At 46.3% G+C, this 23,726-nt stretch carries 17 protein-coding genes and 1 rRNA gene; 3 read left to right on the top strand and 15 right to left on the bottom strand.

Going from position 1 to position 23,726, the window contains the following annotated elements; translation table 11 throughout:
* The 13 genes from V2I46_06470 to V2I46_06410 form a co-directional block, all read right to left on the bottom strand.
* Nucleotides 1-871, bottom strand: a 16S ribosomal RNA gene (locus tag V2I46_06470); the annotation flags it as partial.
* A gap of 330 nt (nt 872-1,201) precedes the next feature.
* Nucleotides 1,202-2,170, bottom strand: coding sequence for an AAA family ATPase (locus tag V2I46_06465; protein MEE4177138.1), 969 nt, complete (start codon nt 2,168-2,170; stop codon nt 1,202-1,204).
* Between the two features lie 19 nt (nt 2,171-2,189).
* Nucleotides 2,190-3,542, bottom strand: a complete 1,353-nt coding sequence (locus V2I46_06460) for a peptidylprolyl isomerase (protein MEE4177137.1) — start codon at nt 3,540-3,542, stop codon at nt 2,190-2,192.
* 27 nt (nt 3,543-3,569) lie between these two features.
* Complete coding sequence (locus V2I46_06455) at nt 3,570-4,385, bottom strand: hypothetical protein (protein MEE4177136.1); 816 nt, start codon at nt 4,383-4,385, stop codon at nt 3,570-3,572.
* A 104-nt stretch (nt 4,386-4,489) separates the two neighbouring features.
* On the bottom strand, nt 4,490-6,499 hold the full coding sequence (locus V2I46_06450) for a peptidylprolyl isomerase (GenBank protein ID MEE4177135.1): 2,010 nt from the start codon (nt 6,497-6,499) through the stop codon (nt 4,490-4,492).
* 38 nt (nt 6,500-6,537) lie between these two features.
* On the bottom strand, nt 6,538-8,010 hold the full coding sequence (guaB, locus tag V2I46_06445; protein ID MEE4177134.1) for an IMP dehydrogenase: 1,473 nt from the start codon (nt 8,008-8,010) through the stop codon (nt 6,538-6,540).
* A 101-nt stretch (nt 8,011-8,111) separates the two neighbouring features.
* Nucleotides 8,112-9,632, bottom strand: coding sequence for a gliding motility-associated C-terminal domain-containing protein (locus V2I46_06440; protein ID MEE4177133.1), 1,521 nt, complete (start codon nt 9,630-9,632; stop codon nt 8,112-8,114).
* A gap of 67 nt (nt 9,633-9,699) precedes the next feature.
* Entirely contained in the window at nt 9,700-10,983 is a 1,284-nt protein-coding gene (locus tag V2I46_06435; protein MEE4177132.1) for a pitrilysin family protein, read from the bottom strand.
* An 11-nt stretch (nt 10,984-10,994) separates the two neighbouring features.
* Entirely contained in the window at nt 10,995-12,245 is a 1,251-nt protein-coding gene (locus tag V2I46_06430; GenBank protein MEE4177131.1) for a pitrilysin family protein, read from the bottom strand.
* 10 nt (nt 12,246-12,255) lie between these two features.
* On the bottom strand, nt 12,256-13,722 hold the full coding sequence (locus V2I46_06425; protein ID MEE4177130.1) for an OstA-like protein: 1,467 nt from the start codon (nt 13,720-13,722) through the stop codon (nt 12,256-12,258).
* A 165-nt stretch (nt 13,723-13,887) separates the two neighbouring features.
* Nucleotides 13,888-15,279 (bottom strand): sodium:alanine symporter family protein, encoded by a 1,392-nt coding sequence (locus tag V2I46_06420; protein ID MEE4177129.1) that lies wholly within the window; start codon nt 15,277-15,279, stop codon nt 13,888-13,890.
* A gap of 11 nt (nt 15,280-15,290) precedes the next feature.
* Complete coding sequence (locus tag V2I46_06415) at nt 15,291-16,649, bottom strand: sodium-dependent transporter (GenBank protein MEE4177128.1); 1,359 nt, start codon at nt 16,647-16,649, stop codon at nt 15,291-15,293.
* 651 nt (nt 16,650-17,300) lie between these two features.
* The gene (locus V2I46_06410; GenBank protein ID MEE4177127.1) at nt 17,301-18,482 is read right to left on the bottom strand and encodes a serine hydrolase domain-containing protein; all 1,182 of its coding nucleotides are present in this window, start codon (nt 18,480-18,482) and stop codon (nt 17,301-17,303) included.
* A gap of 222 nt (nt 18,483-18,704) precedes the next feature.
* On the opposite strand from V2I46_06410, the gene V2I46_06405 reads away from it, so the two are divergent.
* The 3 genes from V2I46_06405 to rocD all read left to right on the top strand — a co-directional run bounded on the left by V2I46_06405 (nt 18,705) and on the right by rocD (nt 22,085).
* Nucleotides 18,705-19,640: a helix-hairpin-helix domain-containing protein gene (locus V2I46_06405; GenBank protein ID MEE4177126.1), complete on the top strand. Its 936-nt coding sequence runs from the start codon at nt 18,705-18,707 to the stop codon at nt 19,638-19,640.
* A gap of 320 nt (nt 19,641-19,960) precedes the next feature.
* The gene (locus tag V2I46_06400) at nt 19,961-20,587 is read left to right on the top strand and encodes a superoxide dismutase (protein MEE4177125.1); all 627 of its coding nucleotides are present in this window, start codon (nt 19,961-19,963) and stop codon (nt 20,585-20,587) included.
* Nucleotides 20,588-20,852: 265 nt separating this feature from the next.
* Nucleotides 20,853-22,085: an ornithine--oxo-acid transaminase gene (rocD, locus tag V2I46_06395; protein MEE4177124.1), complete on the top strand. Its 1,233-nt coding sequence runs from the start codon at nt 20,853-20,855 to the stop codon at nt 22,083-22,085.
* Nucleotides 22,086-22,230: 145 nt separating this feature from the next.
* Here rocD and hemW read toward each other — a convergent pair whose 3' ends face one another.
* The gene (gene hemW, locus V2I46_06390; protein MEE4177123.1) at nt 22,231-23,379 is read right to left on the bottom strand and encodes a radical SAM family heme chaperone HemW; all 1,149 of its coding nucleotides are present in this window, start codon (nt 23,377-23,379) and stop codon (nt 22,231-22,233) included.
* 11 nt (nt 23,380-23,390) lie between these two features.
* Nucleotides 23,391-23,726: hypothetical protein (locus V2I46_06385; protein ID MEE4177122.1), on the bottom strand; the 336-nt coding region annotated here is incomplete at its 5' end.

Here is a 23,726-nt window from a genome sequence, read left to right as displayed (position 1 = left end):
GGATCACTTATCGCTTTCGCTTAGCCACAGACAGTGTATCGCCTACAGCTAGTGATCATCGTTTACGGCGTGGACTACCAGGGTATCTAATCCTGTTTGATCCCCACGCTTTCGTGCCTCAGCGTCAGTGTTAGTTTTGTGAGCTGCCTTCGCTATCGGTGTTCTGTGTCATCTCTATGCATTTCACCGCTACATGACACATTCCGCCCACATCATCTATACTCAAGGTTATCAGTATCAATGGCAGGCCCCCGGTTGAGCCGGAGAATTTCACCACTGACTTAATAACCAGCCTACGCACCCTTTAAACCCAATAAATCCGGATAACGCTCGCATCCTCCGTATTACCGCGGCTGCTGGCACGGAGTTAGCCGATGCTTATTCCTGCGTTACTTGCAACCCAATACTCGTATCGGGGATTAATCTCGCAGAAAAGCAGTTTACAACCCATAGGGCCGTCTTCCTGCACGCGGCATGGCTGGGTCAGGCTCCCGCCCATTGCCCAATATTCCTTACTGCTGCCTCCCGTAGGAGTCTGGTCCGTGTCTCAGTACCAGTGTGGGGGATAACCCTCTCAGGACCCCTACCCATCATCGTCTTGGTATGCCGTTACCACACCAACTAACTAATGGGACGCATGCCCATCCCTAACCAATAAATCTTTAATTATCCGGGGATGCCCCCAGATAATACCATGGGATATTAGCACTAATTTCTCAGTGTTATGTCCCGGTTAAGGGTAGGTTGCATACGTGTTACGCACCCGTGCGCCACTCGTCAGCACCCGTTGCCGGGCCTGTTACCGTTCGACTTGCATGTATTAAGCCTGCCGCTAGCGTTCATCCTGAGCCAGGATCAAACTCTCCATTGTTTCTAAATTTCTCTAGACTTAACGTATAGTTACTGTCCCGACTCTTATTTCCTCTGGTTCGTTAATCAACCCTAAAGCTAATCAACGGGTATTTTTTTGCGCTACTTTTTTGGCTTTCCCAATTTCTCAAAGATCGTTGCCCCTACATTTGGGGAGTGCAAAGGTAACAACTTTTTATTATTTGCAAATAAAAAGCAGAAAAAATTAAAAAGATCGTGTTTCTGGATCACCCTTGCGAAGGGAATGCAAAGTTAATTACTTTTCGTTTTACAGCAAGGGTTTTTTTAAAAAAATATTCAACCCTTTTGTGACAGAGCATCAATTGTTTGCCTAATCAACAAGTTTATCAACAAGGGATTCAACCGATACTCCCTCGGCCTCGGCCTTGTAATTTCTGACAATTCGGTGCCGAAGAATAGAATAGGCGATGGCATTCACATCTTCTATATCCGGAGAGTACTTCCCATGAATGGCAGCATGGGCTTTAGCACCAATAATCAAGTACTGGGAAGCTCTGGGACCTGCCCCCCAACTTACGTATTCGTTCGCCAGTTCATGCGCCTTTGGCGTATTGGGGCGGGTTCGGGATGCAAGATTAACAGCATACTCCATCACATTATCAGAAACTGGTACTTTCCTGATCAAATCCTGAAAATTTATGATCTCCTCAGCACTCAGCACAATATTAAGTTCGACTTGCCGGTCAGAAGTAGTATTCTTGACAACCAGGAGTTCATGTTCAAAACTCGGATAGTCAAGCATTACATTAAACATGAAACGGTCAAGTTGTGCTTCAGGCAAAGGATAAGTCCCCTCCTGCTCAATTGGGTTCTGAGTGGCCAGCACAAAAAAAGGATTATCTAAGCGATATGTCGTTCCTGCTGCTGTTACCGAACGCTCTTGCATTGCTTCAAGCAAAGCAGATTGTGTCTTAGGAGGCGTGCGATTAATTTCATCTGCAAGTATGATATTAGCAAACAAGGGACCTTTGATAAACCTGAAATTCCGCGTTTCATCAAGTATCTCCGTTCCGATAATATCTGAAGGCATAAGATCTGGCGTAAACTGAATCCTGCTGTATTTCAAACCAAGAACCTGGGCAATGGTATTTACCAAAAGCGTCTTGGCCAATCCTGGAACCCCTACCAGCAAGCAATGCCCCCTGCTGAATATACTAATCAAGACGTTTTTAACAACTTCATCCTGACCAACAATAACTTTTGAGATCTCCTTCCTGAGGTCATGGTATTTCAGAGCCAGAGCATCCAGAGCCTCAACGTCATTCGAGAATTTTTGCATAACAACAAAATAATATAAATTATTCGCCTTTCAGCCATTCCAGCTCAAATGGACAATTTCTGAACTTCTCGTGGATAAGCACATAGGTATTAGGCAGTCGCCTGCTAATCCATGCCTCGGTGGCCTTTCGCTTTTTCTCTTCAAGCGCCAGTTGCTGAATATAGTCATAATCCTGCTGAAGGTTGCCACGGTGAGGTTCGGTTCGGCTCTGCAATTGAACAATGCGAAAAGCCTGCTGACCCTCTTCTGTGACCATTCCAATAGGTGAAGAAATATCTCCAACCTGCATTTGATCGATCACAAAGAAAAGATTTGGTTCAATCTCCTCGCTTTTAAAACGTGTAGTTCCAGTATAAGGATTTATCATTAAGCCCTGATTAATCTTTCCAGGATCATCAGAAAACTTAAGAGCAGCCTCGGCAAATGTCATTTCCCCATTGATAATAAGGGTTTTGATGCTGTCTAATTCCTGGCGGGCAGCCATTAAATCGAGGGGAGATACCTTAGGTTGAAGTAAAATGTGCCTGACATTGAATTGCTCTCCTCTTCGTTCAATCATTTGAATGATATGAAAACCGGCCTCCGTTTCCACAATATCTGACAATTCACCCGGGCGCAAGTTAAAAGCAGCAGCTTCAAATTCAGGATAAAGCTCGCCCCGTCCAAAGAACCCTAATTCACCTCCCCTTCGGGCCGAGCCAGGATCTTCTGAATACAACACCGCCAATGTATTGAAACTTTCACCATTGAGGACTCGTTGTTTGAATTCTTCCAGCCTGCTTTTAACATTGGCAATCTCTTCAGGCTGAACTGGGGGCTTTTTTACGACCTGGCCCAAAATGAGTTCACTCTCAACCATAGGGATACTATCTTCCGGAAGACGGTTAAAAAAACTTCTGACTTCAGAAGGGGTTACCTTAACATTGCTGGTAATTTTGGCTTCCATTTGCTGGCCAAGTTCCTGTTCCCGAACGATGTCACGAAATTCTTCCTTCAGTTCCTCTACGCTCTTCCCATAGTAGGCCTCCAACTTCTCACGACTGCCAATCTGGGAAATAAAAAATCGAAGCCTGCGCTCAAGAACCTGTTCAACCTGTTCATCACTTACTTCAAGACTATCAAGAATTGCCTGGTTGTAGAGCAGTTTTTGAAAAAGCATGTCATCCAAAATAGCACAATCCGGATTCGATCCGAGGTCGAACCCCTGACCCTCCAACTGCCTTCTTTGGTTAACAATGTCCGATTCAAGGATAGCACTGTTCCCAACAACAGCAATAACTTGATCAACAACAACCTTGTCTTGCGATGATAACGGAAGATTAATAAAAATATGGAAAAAAAGTAAAAGAAATGGCAACTGGATTTTTTTCATCTAATTTGGAATTGTATTGTAAGTTAATTAATCTATTTTTCGGATCTCAACATGACCCCTGTCAACAGCGTCCTGGTAGAACTGATTTCGCATCTGGTTGATTAGTTCGTGCTTTCGCTGATTAATAATAATACTGCGAATATTTTCACGCTCAAATGCCAAAGGAGAGACGCTTCCCTGTAACTGATAATCCAAAATCTTTACAAAATACCTGAAATTTTCATCGTTGATTTCTATCCATTTATTGGAACGGAGAAAACTTTCAGAATTTGAAACCCGAAGAGGGACTTCACGAATGAGATCACTTAAGAGCAACCACGAATCTGTATCAATAAAATAGCTTGCAGCATTTTGAATACAGTATTCTTCAAGCAAACCAACTTCATCGGGATCGGAAGAACGGAAAAGCCTTCTGAACCGGTTCAACTCGGGAGTTTCAAGTGGAAGTTTAACATAATCGGCTTTCACAATATCCTCACGAAGCCGGAAATCATCTTTATTCTTTTCATAAAAATCAGCCAGTTGATTCTCAGAAACAGTGGTATCAAGTTGCTCCCTGATCAATTCATTCTCATAAGAGAAAATGATGAGTGAATTGCGATATTCCTCAATCTGTCTATCAAAATCAAGCTGTTCTGCCGCAAGCCCTTTTTTCGCTTCTTGCAAAAACACCTGTTTCCTGATCCAGGAATTAACAAAACGATCCACAATTTCCATGCTATCTGCAGAAGACACATTGGCCGGCAGGATTTGCCTGATGTCAGAGGGATAAAGAAAAGCATCATCTACCCTAGCAACAAAAGCCTGACCATCTTCAGAATCGGTCCGATTACATGAAATCATCGAAATACCGGTAAAATATGACGACAATAATAGGGCCAAAAATGATTTAGCCCCCAAAAAAAGGTTATACCGGTTCAAAAATTTCACCACAAAGACATTTATTGTTAAAACTCCAATTCTTCAAGCAATTCCCGGTTCACGACAATGTCGTATTTCCTTCGCAAGGATTCAACCCATTGTTTTTCCAAAAAGTTCTGATAATCGGCAATTAAAATGCCCCGGATTTCTTCAAGCTTTTTGGGCTGAGAAGGGATAACATCGTGGACATGAACAATTACAAATTGACCTTTCCACTCGAAAAGCTTACCAACACCTGGTTCCCAGTGTGTAAGCCCAATCAATTCTTCTTCCTCTTGTAAAAAGATTCCCTTCCGGGCAGTAACATCCAGGGAAGACTCCGGATTAATTTTCTCAAGCACCTGGGTATAATCCAATCCCTTCCGTTCGGCTCTTACAATTTCACGACGGGCCCGTTTGGCAATGCGCTGATCGGGGAAAGTATAAATGGTGGCATCCAAACGGTCAGGCCAAATATAATCTTCCTGGTGCTCCTCCAAAAATTTTTGTAACCCAAGGCTGTCTTCAACAGCCTTAGTCCATACCAGTTTATCCGTTAGTTCGAAAAGCAAAATCCCATCATGGTATTCCTTCATGATGGCTTTAAATTCAGGATATTTTTCCTCCAATCTGCTATCCTCAAAAGCTAGGATTTGTTCATTGACAAAGTTGTTATACATGGCCCCCACATATGTCCCTATGGCTTCAGGAGTTCGCATTCCCTGACTTTGCTCAAGGTATTGAGCAAAATCCTGTTGGGTGTAATTTTGTCCAGCAAATGAAAACAAATCGTCATTTAATCCATTTGCTTTGGTGGGGTCCCACTTTCTTTCAAATATGGTTTCATCCACAACCTTAATGACTCCTTCAAGTGCCTGATGATCCTCCTGAAAATGATATTCATCTTTCAGCCGCTCAATCACAACTTCCTGGCTAAGTTCTGACCTGCTATCGCGTGAGATCCTGTTTTTTAGTTCCAGGGCAACATCCTCAAAAGAGCCTGGAGGGGTCTTTTCAATAAGCTTGATTATATGCCAGCCATATTGGGTGCGGATTGGTTCCGAAATTTGTCCTGCTGAGTTAAGATTATGAATGGCTTTGATAAACTCTGGAACCATACGGTTCGAGGTAAAAGGTGGCATCTCTCCATTACGTCGCCCAGACGACCTGTCGTCGGAAAATTGAGCCGCCAGTTCTCCAAAATCTTCTCCAGCCTGTATCTTTTCATAGATTTCCTGACTGCGTTGCCTTGCCTCCTCTTGGGTATCGGTATCACTTCCTGGAGGGAAAATGGTCATGATGTGTGCAACGTGAGCCCGACCCATCGCAGGAAGGCGATCTGTAACCTGAATGATATGGTAACCAAATGAAGTCCTTACCGGAGCTGATACTTCCCCGACCAACGTATTGTAGGCAGCGGTTTCAAAGGGATAAACCATATCGAGTACCGTGAAATAACCCAGATCGCCACCATTTCCGCGCATGGCAGGCCGGGTAGCCGTACTTGCCTGGTCACGGGCAGAAGGGTCATCCGATTCTTCACGGGCCACTTTCTCAAAAGGCTCCCCGTTAATAATCCTATCCCTGATACTGGAGATTCTTTCCCAGGCAGCCAAAGTATCTTCAGGGCTGCTGTGCTGCCCAACATTAACCAAGATATGGGAGGCCCGGATGTCAAATTGCATTCTTTCAAAAGCCTCCTGAAGCAAGTGATCGGTCACTTCCTGGTCTGTCAGATATGGCTTGGCCAGTTGTTCCCGATAACCTGCCAGCTCCCGCTGAAAGACCGTATTGGTATCCATCCCCAGGTTTATAGCTTCCAATACTTTCAAATTGAAATTAATATACAGTTCCAAGTATTCCTCAACCGACTTGGGGTCAGCCACCTGCATGTTAAGATTATTCTTTCGGTAGGCTGATTCAAACTCTGACAGCGTTACCGACCGATCATTAATCTGGATTAATACAGGGTCATTATTCTGCATTTTTGCCATCACACCGGGATGGAAAAACAACAAAAGGAAAGAAATGGAAATAACAGCCTTCAAATTTTTCATAAAGCCTTATTTGTCAATAAAAGTTCCTGCTTCTTTATTTATGATCTGCTGTAATTGGGTGATTCTCTTGTAATCTGAACATCATGGACATGACTCTCCCGAATGCCGGCATTGGTAATCCTCAGAAAACGGGCATCCTGCAATGCTTTAACATTTGCAGCACCACAGTAACCCATTCCGGCACGCAACCCACCGACCAATTGATGAGCCACTTCGGAAAGGGTCCCTTTATATGGGACACGGCCCACGATACCTTCCGGCACAAGCTTTTTTACATCGTCTTCAACATCCTGAAAATACCTGTCTTTAGAACCCTGGGCCATCGCTTCAATGGACCCCATGCCCCGGTATGTTTTAAATTTTCTACCCTCAAAAATGATTGTTTCTCCCGGCGACTCTTCCACACCGGCAAACAGCGAACCTGCCATTATGGAAGAAGCCCCCGCTGCAATCGCCTTGACGATGTCACCCGTATACCGGATACCTCCATCGGCAATGACCGGAATACCTGAACCATGCAAAGCTTTGGCAACTTCATATACCGCCGAAAGTTGAGGAACTCCTACACCAGCAATGATTCGGGTAGTACAAATACTCCCTGGGCCTATTCCTACTTTAACTGCATCAACATCAGCCTTCAAAAGATCACGGGCCGCCTCTGCTGTGGCAATATTGCCAACAACAAGATCGATGGAAGGAAACCGCGATTTCACTTTCCTGGCCATTTCTAACACGCCTTTGGAATGTCCGTGAGCAGTGTCGATCACCACACAATCCACACCTGCACTTTGCAAGGCCTCCACACGTTCAAGGGTATCAGGTGTAACTCCAACTGCGGCAGCAACCCTTAAACGCCCTCTGTGGTCCTTACAGGCGTTCGGACGCTCCTTGATTTTTATAATGTCACGGTAAGTGATTAGCCCCACCAAACGATTCTGAGAATCCACCACGGGAAGTTTCTCAATCTTATGTTCCTGAAGAATCTCCTCAGCATTGGCAAAATCAATAAATTCATTCGTGGTTATCAGGTTATCTTTTGTCATGACTTCCACAATCGGCTTCCCGGGATTTTTCTCAAACCGCAGATCACGATTGGTCAGGATGCCAACGAGGCGCTTATCATCGTTTACCACCGGAATACCTCCAATGTTGAATTCCTTCATGATCTTTAGTGCATCGCCAATCAGGGCATTTTCATGCAAAGTGATTGGGTCAATGATCATGCCGTTTTCCGAACGCTTCACCTGGCGAACCTTGGAAGCTTGTGCCTCAATTGTCATGTTCTTGTGCAAGACCCCGATGCCACCTTCCTGAGCAATTGCTATGGCCATGCGCGACTCCGTAACGGTGTCCATCGCTGCAGACACTATAGGGATTTTCAGCCTGATATTTCGTGTAAAATCCGTACTGATATCAACCTCTCGTGGCAATACCTCTGAATAGGCTGGTATTAACAAAACATCATCATACGTCAATCCCTGTCCGGCAAATTTCTGGTCATCATGGAGCATGGTGGGTATATTAAAAAATGAAATGCAAAAGTATGAAAATTTATACAGAATGTCTTTTAAAAATTCCTAAAATCAAGGGAAACAGCGACCAACACATCAGGCTATAAATGGTCATTAACCAGGGTTACCACCCCGCTTTCTTCATTGGACTTACCTCCGGGAACCTGATACCGCAACTGGAAGGGATAAACCCCGGGCGAGGCAGTGTGACCATCATAGTTCCCATCCCAGCCAATTTCCGGGTCGGTGGAACTGAAAATTTGCTGACCCCATCGGTTGAAAATGATCAATTCATAGACATCAGGATCAAAGCCCGGAAATTGAGGTTTAAAAACTTGATTGTCCGGGTTATTGCTGGTAGGCCGGAACGCATTGGGAATGAAAACAAACGGCTCAACTTCTATGGTTACGTAATTGGATGCAATCAGGCGCGATGGTTGGCTTTGCTCGAAAGCTAAAACTCTAAACACAAATATTCCGGCTAAATCCAACGGGGCAGTAAAAACATACTCCTGCGAACCGGCATCAAAAACCCCTGGAGCGATTTCCCACACCCCTTCCCCGGTTTCCATTTGAACCTCGTATTGAAAGCGAAGCGCTTCTGGGTAATAATGTTGCCAGTTAAATAAAAATTCCCTGGATTCTGTTCCGGGTGATCCTTGAAGAAAGATGCTTGAAAAAACTTCCGGGGTCTCGTATGCCGGCGCCCCGCATTCCCAGTCTTTAAGCCAAGCCTTCACACGGTAAAACCATGGGCCCTGGCTGAGGTCTGGATTATCTTGAAATACTTCCAGGGGTACATCCCCTGCAATTAAGTCATATGATCCCCCAGCATCCTCTGAACGGAAAACTTCGTACTCATAAGCACCCGTATCCCCTGAACCAACAAATAAAACCTGTACCTCCTCGTTTTCAAAAACATCAATATAATCAATTTTGAAATCCTCCAATTGCGGGGGATCATATCCATAGACCCTAATATTGGAATTTGAAACAACTTCAGTTTCCGAATTGAAAGACTGTATCCTGAAAAAATGTTGACCAGGCTCCAATCCCTCAAATGAATATTCCTGCACATTATCACTTGTGGGAGGTTGGTCAAAGGTCTCAAAAGTGGTAAAGTTTTGCCCATCCGAAGAATATTGTACCCTCACCAGGTCAAAAGGGACCTCGAGCGGTTGAGGGGTCCCTGTCGATGTGGTTACGGCATAATTTGTCCATTGCAGCCGGATGTCTCCACTGCAAAAATCCGCATCGGGTTCAAACAGGAAGATGGTCTGATGAGCCTGGCTGGGTGCAATAGTACTACCATCAATGGCAAACGCGGCAACGTAGTAAGAATAGGCTCCCAAGTTTGCATCAATAGAGATATCAGTGTAACTGGCCTGGGAAAGGGGAAGGTTTTCTTCTATGGTAACATAAAAATCTCCTAATTTCCTATTGACCTCAATAAATCCTTCTGTGACATCCGTTTGCAAGGTCCAATCGACAATCACCTCCCCTCCCGGCAAAACGCTTACCGAATTGATCCTGAGAAAGTCTTCTGATTGCCCGAATCCATTCAAAAACAAAAAGAGAAAAAATCCCTGCAAGAATAATCTGAAGAAAAAATCTTTTCCCATAAAACTTGAAGGTTGGTGGTCTGGAAAATTATGTACCAACGAATTTAAGCTAAAAAATTGGAATTGTCTAGGGCTTTCCTGCCACAACCTCTATCATGGATTCTTCCAGGAGATGTTTTTCGGCTGTTTCCATGATGGTTTCAGGGGTAATACTTTTTAGTTCAGAAAGGAATTGATCAAAATGATTGCTTTTGAGACCAAATACCAGCATCTCCTTGAAGCGCTCAGCCTGGGCAAAGGGCCCGTCAAACGAGCGTAAAAAGTTCCCTGAAAGATAATTCTTAAGTGTCTGAAGTTCATTCCGGGAGGCAGCTTCTGTGCGCAACCTTTTGAGCTCAAAGTAAATCTGTTCAAGGGCAACCTCACAAACCTCAGTACCAACTTGAGTTGAAACAAAAAAATAGCCATCACGAAGCAATGAAACCAATGCTGAGTTTACACCATAAGTATATCCCTTTTCCTGACGGATATTTTTCATCAGCCTCGATCCAAAAAATCCTCCCAATAAGGCATTGGTAATCACCAGGCGATAATAATCGGGGTGGTTGCGCCTTATGATTCTTTTGCCCACCCTGATAGCCGACTGCAGGGCATCCTTTTGTTGAATGAAAAGCCTCCCGCTTCCCTTCTCAGGAAATGAATAAGCTGTTTCAACCTGAGGGTTCGTTTGTGCTTGCCACGCTTGTCCACCAAAATGATCACCAAGCTTTTCAAGCATATTCCCCGGTAGCTGGCCCGAGACAATGATCACAAGATTTCCCGGATGTATCCACTGCCTGTGGTAGGTAAACAGATCTTCGCGGACAACCTGGTCAAAATCCCTTCTTTTGAGCCGGTACCCGTAGGGATGACCGGATCCAAAAAGCTGTTCTGCAAAATGTAATCTGGCAAGATAAGAAACTTTCCGGCTGTTGATAATATGCTGATGCTTTTGATTTTTAATTAATATCTCAAGTTCTCCCTGCGGATAAGAAGGTGCCTGAATGATTTCCTGAATTAGTGGTAATACATGACCAAGATTCTTTTTTAATACCAGCAAACTGACTGAAACAATGTCTTTTTGAGCCTCAACCTGAAAAATCGCTCCATAAAAATCCAGGATTTCACTGATTCCCATGGAAGTTCTTTCTTCCGTTCCTGCCTTTAAAAGGTTTGCAGCAAGATAGGTAACCAGGGGTTTATGCTGGTGAAAACTCCCTGCAAGAAATAGCAAATCAAGCTTGACAATTTCATCTGAGCCTCCCCTCAGGAGATAGACCGGAACTCCATTGCCAAGGATTTGCTTTTCCGGGACCGGAAATGGCAGATGGGTGATCAGGCTAATGGGTGGCGCTTTCGTTCTTGTTGTCATTCACTTGGTTTTTACTGTTCCCCGGATTTCATTGAATAATACTCCAGGACAGAAGCCTTGCCAGGATGAAACAATTCCTGAGCAGTTTCCTGCAGACGCAGGGAATCCTGTAAAAAGTATAACTCCGGCTGATGGTCAAGCATCCCGGGATCCCCAAGCAATTCATAATAAGCCAGATTAATGGCCTTGGCCAGCGCATTGCTTTCAGAATAAATGTGTGAGGATTCAGCCTTGTTCTTCACCTTTTGAAGTTCCCTTTCTCCAACCGGTTCGTGTTTTAAAACTTCCAGCTCAGCCAGCAAGGCTTCTTTGGCCTCTTCCATGCTGGTCTCTTCATGCAATTTACCCGTGACAATAAACAGGCCTGGGTCCAAACTGCCGGTCAGGTAGGCGTTCACCTCACTCAAAATCCTTTTCCCTTTCACCAGATGTTGTACCAGCCTGGATGAGCCACCATTTGACAACAAATCACTCAATAAATCGGTGGCATGAAAGGCTTCTTCAGCACGGCCGCAACATGGGAAAGCCATAAATATCTGGTCGAAGGGAACTTCTCTTTCAGCCTTCAGATACCTTGTCTTGGTTTGAACGGGTTCCTGCGGCAAATTCCTGATATAGGGTTCTCCCGGGGGAATGTCCCCAAACCACTTTTCCGCAAGCATGAATACGTCATCGGGCTCCACATTGCCGGAAACCGTCAAAATGGCATTGCCAGGGTGATAAAACTTTTTAAAGAAATGCTTGACGTCTTCCATTGAAGCATCCCGGATGTGTGTAATGTCTTTCCCAATGGTAGGCCACATATACGGATGCCGCTGATAAGCCAGGGGCCTCAGAAGCATCCACACATCCCCGTATGGCTGATTGAGATACGACTGTCTGAACTCCTCAATCACAACATTTTTTTGAACCGCAAGCTTTTCTTCCGAAAAAGCCAGGCTTAGCATGCGGTCAGATTCCAGCCAGAAAGCCGTCTCCAGGTTTTGTGCTGGTAGCGTCTCGTAATAATTGGTCAGGTCATTGGTGGTAAAGGCGTTGTTTTCACCTCCTGCATCCTGCAATCGCGTATCAAAGTCGGGAATATTAACCGATCCCTCAAACATCAGATGCTCAAAAAGATGGGCAAAACCCGTCCGATCAGGGTTTTCATCCCGGGCACCCACATCATACAATACATTTACGGCCGCCAAAGGCGTGCTGCTATCCCGATGGACAATCACACGCAAGCCATTTTTCAGCACCTGTCTTTCAAAACCAACCATGGACGCTTTTTTAATCCCGAATGAAAATATCTCCTTTTTTTTGCGGCCGCTTTTCTTCATACCACCTGAAGTTACGCAATCGCCGCTCTTCTTCGGGCAACTCATCTATGGGGAAAAGATTGGCTTCCGGATCCTCTAGGAAACGGATGCCCACCACCTGGCGGTCCTCAATATATATGACGATATCCGAGGAAATGGCTTTGTTGATGCCCACCAGGCTGTTATCCTCTTCCTTTAAAAAATAAATCGTTTCCCCATTGCCAAATACATCGATCCGGCTCAGTTCATTATCCACGAAATGCCCTGTGATGTTCTTCCCTTTCACTTGGTTGAACCCCATATCCGCCTCCTCCGAAATAATAAAGGCAGCGTCATAAAGGTGGGCTGCAATAATTTCATTTTCGGAGGTCTGTATTTCCATCCTTTCAGCCGTCAGCTGGTGAACATCCGACCAGATGATGGGATTATAATACAGGTAGATGGTCGAATCGCTGAAATTATAAACAATAGAATCAGAAAGTCCCTGCAGGTCCTTCCTGAAAAATTTGGCCTGGTGATAGGCATAAACAAACTGTTCTTCATTGTCCTCCTGGTAAACGGACCGGAGGGTATCAGCATGCATAAAGAGAGAGTCCCCCTCCGAAATCACTGTCAAAACCGCTTCTTGGGTTACCACCGAAATTCCTTCACGTTCGTAATGTTCGGCAAAATGACCGGTGATGATTGAATTCTGAACCGTGTCCCGTATAACAATATTCTTGTCTGCCCTCCCATATCCGCTTCTGCGGTCATAAAAAAGGCTATCGCCCGTGATGGACTGCTCTTTGTTATTCAGAAAGGCATCCTTGCTGAACCGGGAAACATCATTGCGGGTGTCGTACCAGCCATTGCGGCAAAAAATGGTGTTCTCCTCACTTACAATGGTCGTTGGCCCAAAAAAATAAGCCACCTCGGTCAGTGTGTTATACCTCAGGGTGTCAGAATCCATTACATATTCCGGATTCACCAGCTTCACATGATCCTTAAAGAAGAATTGCTTCTGATTCACATAATAATAACCCCAGCGGCTGGTCAGGGTATTATCCTTGTCAACGATCTTCCCGCCCCCAACATAATTGGCTGTGTTATTAGCAAGATCATAAATCATATGTCCCGTGGTAAGGGTCATTTGCGGGTCAATCATCTTCACGTTTCCTGTGAGCTCAGCGATCCGGGTATTACCATCGTAGTTCAGCATATCTCCGAAAATGCTCACTGTATCATTCACCTGGATGTAAATATTGCGAAAAGCCTGCAAGCGATTCTGCTTCGAAAACAGGTATGCACTGTCGCAATACATATTGGTGCCTTCGTGACTGAAGTGAACCATATCGATCAACCGGCGGGCGTCTTCCCCTATCCGCTTGTCAAACTGCATCCTGTTGGCAGAAAAATCGATGGGCGTTTTTTCCTGGGCAACTAAAGAGAGACCTGACATGACCATAAGAAATGTCAATAGAATTTTTCTGCCTTTATGACCTTTTAACAAAAACATCTTTTTTGAAACGGGAAAATAGCATGGCACACAGTTGATTCAATAACCCGAAAAACAACATATTATTATGTTGTTTCCGGGCTTTTACTCTGCAAATTTCAGGCCACCCTAAAGGGTTTTATAATCTTTTGAAAAATAATCGTCAATTTCCTTTTTAATAACCGGGGTAAGCAGCAAAATGGCAATCAGGTTGGGAATGGTCATAAAAGTGATGACCATATCCACGAAGTTCCATACAAGGTCAATTCCCCAGATGGATCCGAAGAAAACAAACAGGGCATACACATAATAATAAGGCTTGATGGCCTTATCGCCAAACAGGTACTGCGCGGCGCGGGTGCCATAATACGACCATGCAATTACGGTAGAAAAAGCAAAAAGCAATAGTCCCAGGGCAATGATATGGGGAGCTAGATATCCAAGGTTAATTTCTGCCAGCCCTGTTTCAAAGGCAAGCACAGTCATACTGACGCCCTGCAGGCCCGACTCCCAGGCACCGGTCATAATCACAACAAGTGCTGTCAGAGTACATATAAACATGGTATCAATAAAGGGTTCAAGGCTGGCCACCATTCCTTCGCGAATGGGGTAAGGCGTTCTGGCGGCCGAATGGGCCATCGCTGCTGAACCCTGTCCCGCCTCATTCGAAAACAGGCCCCGCCGGATACCCATGGTCATGGTCATGATAAATGCTGATCCCACAAATCCGCCTGTGGCCGCTGTACCTGTAAAGGCATACTCGAATATCAGCTCAAAAGCAGGCACCAGGTTCTCAATGTGCAGAATGAAAATAACCATTGCAGCAATGAAATAAATCCCCGCCATAAAGGGAACCAGCCGTGAGGTAACCTCGGCAATGCGCTTCAGGCCTCCAACCACGATTAACAATACCAAACCGGCAATGACCAGTCCACTGATCCAGGTGGGGATCTGGTAACTCGTAAACAGCACATCAGTCATCGAGTTGCTCTGGGCCATATTCCCCGTCCCCAGCGAACACAAAACCGCCGCACCCGCAAAAATAACCGCAAGGGTTTTGGCATGTTTGCCCAGCTTATCCTTCAGCCCGTATTCCATATAATACATCGGCCCCCCGGAAACCGTCCCGTCGGCATTGAATTTCCTGTACTTTAAGCCCAGGGTACATTCCACCAGCTTCAGCATCATCCCGAAAAAGCCGGTAACCCACATCCAGAATATGGCACCCGGGCCTCCCAGGTAAATGGCCAGGGCTACCCCAACAATATTCCCAGTTCCTACGGTGGCTGACAATGCTGTTGTCAGCGCCTTGAAATGGTTCACATCACCGTGGTCCCCTTTCCTGGCGTACCTTCCGGATAAGATGGCGAAAGAATGCCAGAATTTCCTGACGTGAAGAAACCGGAATTTGAAGGCAAAGAAAATTCCTGTTGGCAACAACATGGCAAGCAGCAAATAACCGCCAACATATTCGTTATACATGACAATGACGCGGTTAATGCTTTCGAGAATTCCAGACATAAGCTTAGGTTTTAGAGAATTCCAATACTATTTAGAAATATGATGGCAATGGCCACGGGAGCAATGAATTTGATTATAAACCGGAAGAAGGCGTAAAGCCTCAGCTTCAGCAATCCACCATTGGAGAGTTCATCTTTCACTTCCGCCGATTTCATGACCCAGCCAACAAACACCACGATAAGCAATCCACCCAACGGCAACAGAATGTTGGAGGCTGAAAAATCAAGTATTCCGAATATGGTCTGTCCCCTGAACGTTACATCGCTCAGTGTACTGAAAGAAAGAGTACAAAAAACTCCAATCAGCAGGGCCGCGCTGGCTGCCATGATGGTGGCTTTTTTCCGGTCCAGGTTCAGTTCTTCCACCAGGAAAGCAACCACCACCTCCAGCAGGGAAATGGAGGATGTCAGTGCGGCGATGGCCAGGAGGATAAAAAATATGATGGCAAAGAAATAACCGCCCGGCAATTGCTGAAAGATGCTCGGAAGCACTTGAAATATCAGGCCGGGGCCTTCGGCAGGGTCCAGCCCGAAGGCAAATACGGCAGGAAATATGGCCACACCCGCCAACACCGCAATCAGGGTGTCGGCAATGGAAACCTCTGCCGCAATGGTGGTCAGGTTATTCTCCCTTTGGATATAGGAGCCATAAGTAATGATGGCCCCCATCCCGATGCTTAGCGAGAAGAAAGCCTGTCCCAGGGCGCTCAGAAAGACACTGGTATTGAGCTGTGAAAAATCAGGCTTAAACAGAAACTGCAGCCCGCCCATAGCTCCGGGCAAGGTAATGGAACGGATGGCCATAATGATGAGCAACGCTAAAAGAAAGGGCATCAGTATTTTAGAATATTTTTCAATGCCTTTTTTTACCCCGGAGAGGATGATCCAGGCCGTCATGATCATAAACACTGCTTGCCAAAACAGCGGCCAGAAGACACCGGTGTGAAAGGTCTGGAACATGCTGGCCAGCTCATCGCCGGTCTTATCTTTGAAAGCATTTCCAAACGATTTAACGATATACTCAAGCGTCCAGCCTGCAATAGTGCTGTAAAAAGCCAGGATCATAAAAGCTGCAGCCAGCCCCATCACCCCGATGAACCACCAGGGCTTGCCGGGCGCCAAACGACGAAACGACCCAAAAGTGTTGCGCTGGCCACGCCGGCCAATCACCAGCTCGGAAAGCATTACCGGAATCCCCAGCAAAAGGATGAAACCCAGGTAAACCAGCAAAAAAGCACCTCCCCCGTTTTCACCCACAACGTATGGAAAGCGCCAGATATTTCCCAGCCCAATGGCCGAACCGGCTGTGGCACAAATAATACCAAACTTGCTGGTAAAGCCATCGCGGCCATCATTTCCCGAAAGTGACATAGTAGCGTTGTTTTTGTTGCCGATAGTTTGAAGCACCACTGCGAGGAGCCAAAAATATAAAATAATCGTGGTTTTTCAATCCCTATTCAAAAATTCTCAAAAATCAAAAGCGGAATTTTCCGATTGCGTTCCAGGGAAATGAAAAAGTTCCTTCTTCCTGCATTCTCCCAAAGCAAAAAGAGGGCCCTGAGTTTCCAGAAAACGATTTCATGTTCTATTAGAAAGTTAAATCATCAGTAAAAAATTAAATCTTCCCCTTTGGGGAATGAAGAAAATGCTCCATACACAATTATAGTCTTGTATTTCAATTGTTTAATCAAATAAAGATTCCCCTTTTGCCCAATTTTAAACCCCTCCAAAACCATACCTCCGTCATAGTTTAGACGGTGTTTATTCGGTTTAAACCGAATAAACACCGTCTAAACACCGTATTAACCCATACCCAGAAAGGACCCTGGAAAGAGAATCGACACAAATTAACCACAAGGTTAATCCAGTTTAATCCAAAACAGAGGTAGTCAAAAAAGGAAAAATGAATAGTGAAAAATTAAAAAAAATGATGCAGGCCATCTTTCGAGGCCTGAACATCAGGAAATCACGGAAAAGGGTTTTTCCGTTCTGAACTCAACAAATGAACTCCCCGAAACAAGATCACTCCCCCCTCACCAGGCTTTCAAATGTTTTGTACAAACCAAGTATGCCAGGCTCGAGGAAGGGCAGGTAATTTGCCATTACAACCACGGCCACACCCGAATGACGGTCAATACTATAATAAGTATTGAAATAACCGCTCCAGTAGGCTGAGCCAGCTTTCCTGCCAAAGTCATTATCGACCAATTGAATGGCCCATGATAAGGAATGTGCCATCCGGCTGTTGTCGGCCATTTCTTCCGGGTCAAGGTTCAGAACCCCGGGCAATTCATCCCTGAACATCAGGTCCACTGTGGCTTCGTTAAGAATGCGCTTTCCTCCCAGTTCGCCTTCATTCAGGATACAGGCCAGGAATTTCAGGTAATCGTTGAGCGATGAGAACAACCCGCCCCCACCGCTGTATTCCTTCACCGGCTCGCGTGGCACCCTGCCGGGATACTCCCTGAAGGTATCCGAAGGCTCTTCGAGCCGGGTTCCGATGCTAACGATCAGGTGCTGCAGTGAATCCGGGACATTAAACCAGGTATGATCCATTCCCAGGGGCCCGGTGATGTGCTCACGAAGGTAGGCTTCCAGATCCAATCCCGAAACGGCCTCCACCACCTTACCGGCCCAGTCAGTACTGGTGCTGTAGATCCACTGTTCGCCAGGTTCTGCCACCCTGGGATAATCGGGATGGGGCCAGTTGTCGGGCCTGACAAAATTCGCCAGCCGCTGATCAAACATCGCATACGAAAACCCCGAAGTGTGCGTCAATAAGTTCCTTAAAGTTATAGGCCGGCTTGCTGCAACAAGATTTCCTTCGTCAGTAAGGATGGGAATGGAATCAATCCCGGGAATGAACGACGCCACCATGGCATCCAGGTCAACCTTACCTTGCTCCCATAACTGCAGCACGGCAACACTGGTAAGGGCCTTTGTCATCGAGGCGATCCTGAAAATATGGTCAGCAGTAAGCGCCGCTTCCTCTGACCATACTGCGTGTCCAAAGGACTGGGAATAGTATTGCCCTTCGCGGGTGATGAAACCAAAATTCACAGCCGGAATCCCTGATTCTTCCCAGGCTTTCTGCAACTCTCCTGAAAATCCCCGGCTGTCAATCTCCTGCTCCACCCGTTGGGCTTGTGTCTGGGCCGTCCACGACAGCAAAAACACCAAAGAAAACAGCAACCACTTTTTCATATCGTAAGCGTTTAGAATGAATTTTTCTCTACAAAACTCAGGATTTATTTTCAAATGTAAGCAAAGCCTAACAAAAGAATAATAAACTGAATGTATTGAAATGAATTAAAATTGTTTTTATCTTTATAGGTTTACAGCGAAACCAAAACGTTCCACCTGATTTCTTAACGTATTGGGAGAAATGCCCACGGCGGGTTACCCTTTACGGAAGCTTTAAGTACGATGAGCTGGAAAGATTTGTTTTATTTCACCAGGGCACAGCGCAACGGGATCATTGTATTGCTCATCCTGATCCTCGCAGTAGCTTTTGCCCCTGCCGTTTATCGCTCGTTTTACAAACCACCGCCTGGTGATAGCGAGGCTTTCCTGCTTGCCGTGGAAGATTTTGAAGAACGGCTTGCGGCAATGCAGGCCAATGAAGAAAAGGAAAGCCAGGCCAAAAGATCTTATAACCGCCCGGCCGAGAACCAACCCGTTCTGCTTTCACCTTTCCCCTTTAACCCCAATCATTTGTCGGTCGAAGACTGGGAGAAAATGGGCATACCCGCCTATGTGGCCCGGTCAATCAGGAATTATGAAAATGCGGGTGGTTCCTTCCGCTATAAAGAAGACGTCAGCCGGCTTTACCTGGTCACTGATGAAATGTACAGCCAGTTGGAGCCCTTTATTCTACTGCCTTCCAGAGAATCACAGGCCCAGGAACAAACCCTTGCAGAAAACCCCGCTGCGGCATCTGCCGCAATAGAAAACCGCGCTTCACTGCAGGTGAACCTGAACACTGCCGATACCACTGAGCTAATGAAACTCTATGGTATAGGTCCGGTGTTCAGCAGGAGAATTGTTAGCTACCGCGAAAAGTTGGGAGGCTACCGTTACCTGGATCAACTCCTGGAGGTCTATGGGATGGACAGCCTTCGCCTGAACGGCATTCGGGAGAACCTGATGGTCGACACCACCCTCACCCATAAAATCAATATCAACCAGGCCGAATGGGCCGATCTGGTCAGGCATCCTTATATCAGCAGCAACCTGGCCAATTCACTGGTCGCCATCCGAAAACAACACGGACCCTATCAGTCCATTGCCGACATCAGGCGTTCTCACCTGGTAACCGATGAGATCTTCCAAAAAGTGGCTCCATACCTTAGCGTGGATTAAGACCGGCTTTCTTTGTTTTCCTGTCCCCCGCCTGGTGGCTTCATCAGGCCAATTGGTTCTTTAACCTTCCAGTTTGTTAGTTGTCAGTCAAATAGGATCAAAACGGTTTTATTGGATGTTTTTTTAAACAAAATGGAGTGTACATTGTTATTTAGACAGAGTCCAGATAAGAAAAAGCTCAACAACCCAAAAAAAGAAGACAAATGAAACGCTTAAACAAAATCATGATGGTTGCAATTGTATCGGTAATGGCCCTGAGTGCCTGCCAGCAACCAGTCAAAGAAAGTGAGAATGATAACCAAACAAAAGAACCCGTAGTTATGAAAGATCAGAATGGAAAATACACTTTACCCGAATTGCCTTACGCCTATGATGCACTGGAACCCTACATTGACCAGATGACGATGGAAATCCATCATTCCAAGCACCATCAGGGCTATGTAAATAACCTGAACAACGCCATTGCCGGAACGGAAATGGAAAGTGTCGGCCTGCTTGACCTGTTCAAGAATATGAGCCAGTATCCCGTTGCAGTGCGTAACAATGGTGGTGGGGTATGGAACCACAGCATGTTCTGGACCATTATGGGTCCCAATGCTGGCGGACAGCCCTCTGACAAACTCCTTTCGGCTATTGAAAAACGCTTTACCTCCTTCGATAAATTCAAGGAAGAATTTTCCAATGCAGCGGCCACCCGTTTTGGTAGTGGTTGGGCCTGGCTGATCGTTGATGCCAGTGGCGAACTGCAGATTACCTCCACGCCCAATCAGGACAACCCCCTGATGGATGTAGCTGACGTAAAAGGGATGCCCATTCTGGGTGTCGATGTTTGGGAACACGCCTATTACCTGAAATATCAAAACCGCCGCCCCGAATATTTGGGCAACTTCTGGAATGTGATAAACTGGAACGAAGTTGAACGCCGTTACGAAGAAGCAGTGAAATAATCATTGGGTGATGAGTGATGGTGACCGGCAGGCTCCTTTACAGGAACTGCCGGTCTTTTTTTTTCCTCATTTATGCCAGCTTTAAAGCATATTTGATCAGAATCGCCCTCGGGTTCGTCCAAAGTTTTAATTTCCAGAAAAATATGTTAGGGCTTTTGGTTTTTTTATCCAAAGCCCTTTTGCTATATTTGCGGCATATTTTTCCACGAATAACCAAAAATCAAATTATACCATTCAAACACTTTTTAATATCAAAAGAACTGTTATGCGTACGACGACCGGTAAGATTACATCAAAGCAAGCCATTGAGCTGGAAGACAAGCACGGTGCACACAATTACCACCCCCTGCCGGTGGTGCTCGAGCGCGGTGAAGGCGTCTTTGTATGGGACGTGGAAGGTAAGCGTTATTACGACTTCCTCTCTGCCTATTCTGCAGTAAACCAGGGACACTGCCATCCAAAGATCGTGGATGCCCTCATTGAGCAGTCGAAAACACTGGCCCTTACCTCACGCGCTTTCCACAACAATGTGCTGGGCGTGTATGAGAAATATTTGACCGAATACTTTGGCTTCGACAAGGTGCTGCCGATGAATACCGGCGCCGAGGCCGTTGAAACCGCCATCAAGCTCACCCGAAAGTGGGCTTACAAAAAGAAAGGTATTACCCAGAACGAAGCAAAAATCGTCGTCTGCGAAAACAACTTCCACGGACGCACCACCACCATCGTGTCCTTCTCCAACGACCCCGATGGCTATGGTGATTACGGTCCCTTCACCCCCGGCTTCATCCGCATTCCTTATAACGATGTGGATGCTCTGGCCGAAGCCCTCAAGGATCCCAACGTTGCAGGCTTCCTGTTTGAACCCATCCAGGGCGAAGCAGGCGTGTTTGTCCCCGATGAAGGCTACCTGAAAAAGACCTATGAGCTTTGCAAGAAGCACAACGTACTTTACATCGCCGACGAAGTACAGACAGGCATTGCCCGGACTGGCAAAATGCTGGCTTGTGATCACGAAGGCGTAAAGCCGGACATCCTTATCCTTGGAAAAGCCATCAGCGGCGGTATCTATCCGGTGTCTGCAGTACTGGCCAACGACGACATCATGCTTGTCATCAAGCCCGGACAGCACGGCTCAACCTTTGGCGGCAACCCCGTGGCGGCCAAAGTGGCCATGGCAGCACTCGATGTGGTGAAGGACGAAAAACTGGCCGAAAGGGCAGAACACCTTGGACAGATCCTGCGCAAGGAACTTCGCGCCATTAAGACCGATATGATCTCCCTGGTTCGCGGCAAAGGCCTCCTCAACGCCATCGTCATTACGCCCAAAAACGGCAAGGAAGCCTGGGATGTTTGCCTGAAGATGGCCGAAAACGGACTGCTTGCTAAGCCCACCCATGGCGACATCATCCGCTTCGCACCCCCGCTGGTCATCACTGAAGAGCAACTGATGGAATGCGTGGACATCATCAAAAAGTCCTTGCTTTCATTTGAATAAAACCATCCCCTTATGGGAAAACAAAAACCGCCCCGGTGACAGACCTGGGCGGTTTTTTTGTGGAAGGCCTTTTGGTTTAAGGTTTCTGGTTCAAGGTTCTGGAATGGCCCTAAACTTTGAACCTTAAACTTTAAACCTTGAACCTTTACACCCAAAATAAATCCGACGCAATCCTGTCCGCAAACAGCCTTCCCTTCTCCGTAAGGATAAGATGGCTATCCTTCCTAATCATTAAGCCTTGTTCAATAAGCTGAAGGGATTGATTTTCAAGCTCTTTTCTCTTCTCTTCTCCCCATCCCTCCTTCACTCTGATCATATCACATCCCCACATCGTACGGAGTGAGGTCATCAGGTATTCGTCGTAGCGCTGGGCCGGGCTGAGCTGCTCGCTTTCAAGGAGCAGTAGCCCTTTCTGAATGGAATGAATGTATTTGGTTGTATTGGGCAGATTCCACGAGCGCTCTGTCCCGCGGAAGCTATGTGCAGATGGGCCAAGGCCAAGGTAGGGCTTACCGGTCCAGTAGGATAGATTATGTTTTGAATATTTCCCCCCAAGGGCAAAATTGGAAATCTCGTAATGCTTATAACCTTGCCCTGCCAGCATTTCCACCATCATCTCAAACTGCCGGGCGCTTTGCTCCTCCTCCACCGGCTTGGCCTGCCCCCGGCGGATGAAGACATCCAGCGCGGTCTTGGGCTCAACCGTCAGGGCATAGGCTGAAATATGCTGAATGCCAAAATCAATGGTCCGTTGAAGGTTTTCCTTCCAATGCAAGTCATTCATCGTGGGCGTGCCATAGATCAGGTCGATGGTCAGATTGCTGAAACCCAGTTTCAGGGCGTTTTCGATGGCCTCAGTGGCCTGCTTGGGGGAATGCACCCGATTCATATAGGCCAAGTCCTCAGCAAAAAAAGACTGAATGCCAATGCTCAGGCGATTGATGGGGGTTTGCTTTAGCGCAGCCAGCTTTTCCAAACTCAGGTCATCGGGATTGGCCTCCAGGGTGATCTCAGCGCTTTGATCATAATCGAAAAATTCCGACAGGCGGTCGAAGATGCTGTTCAGCTCTTCAAGGTGCAGAATGGAAGGCGTGCCCCCACCCAGGTAAATGCTTTCGAGCCGAAATTTTTTTTCCTGATCCTGAGGCTTGCCAAAGAAATCCTTTCGCATTTCAATTTCCTTTAGCAGGCAATCAAGGAATTCCGCCTTATGCCGCTGCGACACCGAGAAGTGGAAGTTGCAGTAATGGCAGGCCTGCCGGCAAAATGGGATATGGATATAGATTCCGGCCATTCAGGAATGCATTAGAAGAAATGATTTCTCGGCACGGTATTCACCCTGAGCCCCAGCCCAAACATATCATTGGTGAACAGGCTTTCGCCCGTTTCCTTTGCTTTCTCCCGACGGGCCAGGTAGCGCATATCCACGTACCAGCCCGGACGGAACTGGTAGCTGGCGCTAAGCTCCCCTAAAAGCACACTGATCTTACGGCCCTGCAGAAAGGTATTGTTGAAATCACCGGGACGATTGCGGTAATCGAGCAAAATATTGCTGCCATAATTGACTCCGTCCAAATCCCTGCCCTGGGTATAGGCAAACAAAGCGGTGCTGAGCTCCAGGTTTTTCATTGGCCTGTAGCG

The sequence above is a fragment of the Bacteroides sp. genome (assembly GCA_036351255.1).
Classification (GTDB): Bacteria; Bacteroidota; Bacteroidia; order Bacteroidales; family UBA7960; genus UBA7960.
The sequence above is the reverse complement of the archived record's forward strand: the minus strand, read 5'-3'. Positions and strand labels throughout refer to the sequence as shown.